Origin of the sequence: Kitasatospora sp. NPDC007106, from assembly GCF_040634455.1 — a bacterium.
Taxonomy (GTDB): Bacteria; Actinomycetota; Actinomycetes; order Streptomycetales; family Streptomycetaceae; genus Kitasatospora; species Kitasatospora arboriphila.
The window spans coordinates 1-1,941 of record NZ_JBEYFP010001021.1 but is presented as its reverse complement, the minus strand read 5'-3'; the positions used below and the strand labels follow the sequence as shown (position 1 = coordinate 1,941).

The 1,941-nt window shown below is 79.0% G+C and carries 2 protein-coding genes and 1 pseudogene; all 3 read left to right on the top strand.

Features of this window, described 5'->3' with window-relative positions:
• Positions 1-264: pseudogene (locus tag ABZ641_RS35290) on the top strand (2-oxoglutarate dehydrogenase, E2 component, dihydrolipoamide succinyltransferase); the annotation flags it as partial.
• Between the two features lie 11 nt (positions 265-275).
• A complete protein-coding gene (locus ABZ641_RS35285) occupies positions 276-1,085 on the top strand; it encodes a phytanoyl-CoA dioxygenase family protein (RefSeq protein ID WP_359988486.1) in 810 nt (269 codons plus the stop codon).
• Positions 1,082-1,941 (top strand): class I SAM-dependent methyltransferase (locus ABZ641_RS35280; protein WP_359988484.1); only part of this gene is annotated, 860 nt, incomplete at its 3' end. The genes ABZ641_RS35285 and ABZ641_RS35280, both read left to right, overlap by 4 nt.

Genomic DNA, 1,941 nt, shown 5'->3' with positions numbered 1-1,941 from the left:
CCCGGCGGCGGCGCCCTGCTCGCCGGGCTGCTGCCGCCCGGCCACGGCATCGACGGCCTCCTCGCGCCGCCCCCGCCGGGCAGCACCCCCGAGCGGCCCGTCCCCGCGGTGGAGACCGCCGCCCTCGCCGCGCTCGGCGTCGCCCTGGACCCGTGGGAGCACCTCGTTCTCGGCACCTCGCGGCACTACCCGCCGCCCGCGGCCGCACCGCCCCGCACCGCCGCCGCACCCGCACCTGCACCTGCACCTGCATCGACGACCTAGGAGCCGACCCCGTGTCCGACCTCACCCAGCAGCAGCGCGACAGCTACCGCGAACAGGGCTTCCTCGGCCCGCTCACCCTGATGTCCGTGGCGGAGATGGAGGCGCTGCGCCCCGAACTCGCCGCCGTGCTCGACACCCCCGGCCGCGCGCCCGCCCCCGCCGCCGAGCAGGTCGAGGGGCGGCTCGCCAACCTGGTGGCCGGCCGCGGCGGCGCGAGCCCGGTGCCGTACATCGAGAGCCGCCACCTCGACTCCCCGGCCGTGCACCGCCTGATCACCCACCCCGCCCTGCTGGCCGCCGCCCGCGCGCTGTACGGCGAGGACCTGCTGGTGTGGCGGTCGACCTTCATCGCCAAGGCCTCCGGCGGCCCCGAGTTCCAGTGGCACCAGGACTGGGGCGGCGTCTACGCCCCCGGCGAGGAGTACGGGCTGGAGCCGCCGCTGCACTTCACCTTCTGGATCGCCGTCAGCGACGTCACCGAGGACAGCGGCTGCCTGCGCTTCGTCCCCGGCACCCGGGCCGTGCTGCCCGCCCGGCCGTCCGGCCCCGGCCGCCGGGCCACCCTGCTCGTCCCGCCGGAGCACGTGGACGAGAGCCGCGCCGTCTCCCTGCCGCTGCGGCCCGGCCAGTGCGCCGTCTTCACCGACCGGGCGCTGCACGCCTCCGGCGTCAACACCTCGGGCGCCGAACGGCTCGCCCTGGCCGTCCGGATGACCGTGCCCGCGGTCAAGGTCCGCCCGCACTTCCCCGGCCACGCCTGCACCCTCGTCAGCGGCCAGGACCGGGCCGGCCTCAACCGGCTCGCGGAGCCGCCGCGGTGAGCGCACCCGCCGCGCACCCGCCCGAGCCGCTCGACCCGGCCCTGCTCGCCCCGCTCGACCCCGAGCAGGCGCTGCATCTGCTGGACGGGCTCACCTGGCTGCCCGCCGTCGGCCCCGACCGCTGGCGGCGGGTCGCCGACCACCTCGCCGCCCGCCTCCCCGACCGCCCGGCGCCCGCACCGCGGGACTGCCGGGACGCCGCCCGGGCCCTGGCCGCCGCCCTCGGCGGGCCGACCGGCGAGGGCGGGCAGCCGGGCGGCGCCGGGGCGCTGTACCGCGCGAAGTACGACCTCATCGCGCTGCTGCACCCCGACCCGTGGTTCACCTTCCTCAACATGGGCCACTGCACCGCCGGCCCCGACGGGCCGGACCCGTGCGCCGACCCGGAGCTGCCCGGCACCGGGCGGCACGGCGGCGCGCTCTACGACCTGACCGCCGCGCCCGCCCCGCTGGAGGGCGCGGCGGTGCTGGACGTCGGCTGCGGCCGTGGCGGCGGCACCGCCCGACTCGCCCGCACCCGCCGCCCCCGCACCGTCACCGGCCTCGACGCCTCGCCCCGGAACGTGGCGCTCTGCCGGCGCGACCACACCGCCCCCGGACTCGACTTCCGGTACGGCGAGGCCGACCGGCTGCCCCACCCCGACGCCTCCTTCGACGCCGTGGTCTCGGTGGAGTCCGTGCACTGCTTCCCCGACGCCGGACGCTTCCTCGCCGAGGCCGCCCGGGTGCTCCGGCCCGGCGGGCACCTGCTGCTCGCCGACGAGTGGCCGGCCGCCGACGCGCACGGCCCGGCCCGCGCCGCCGCCGTCCTCGCGTGCGCGTACATCGCGTCGACCAGGCCGGCGATCTCCTCGAC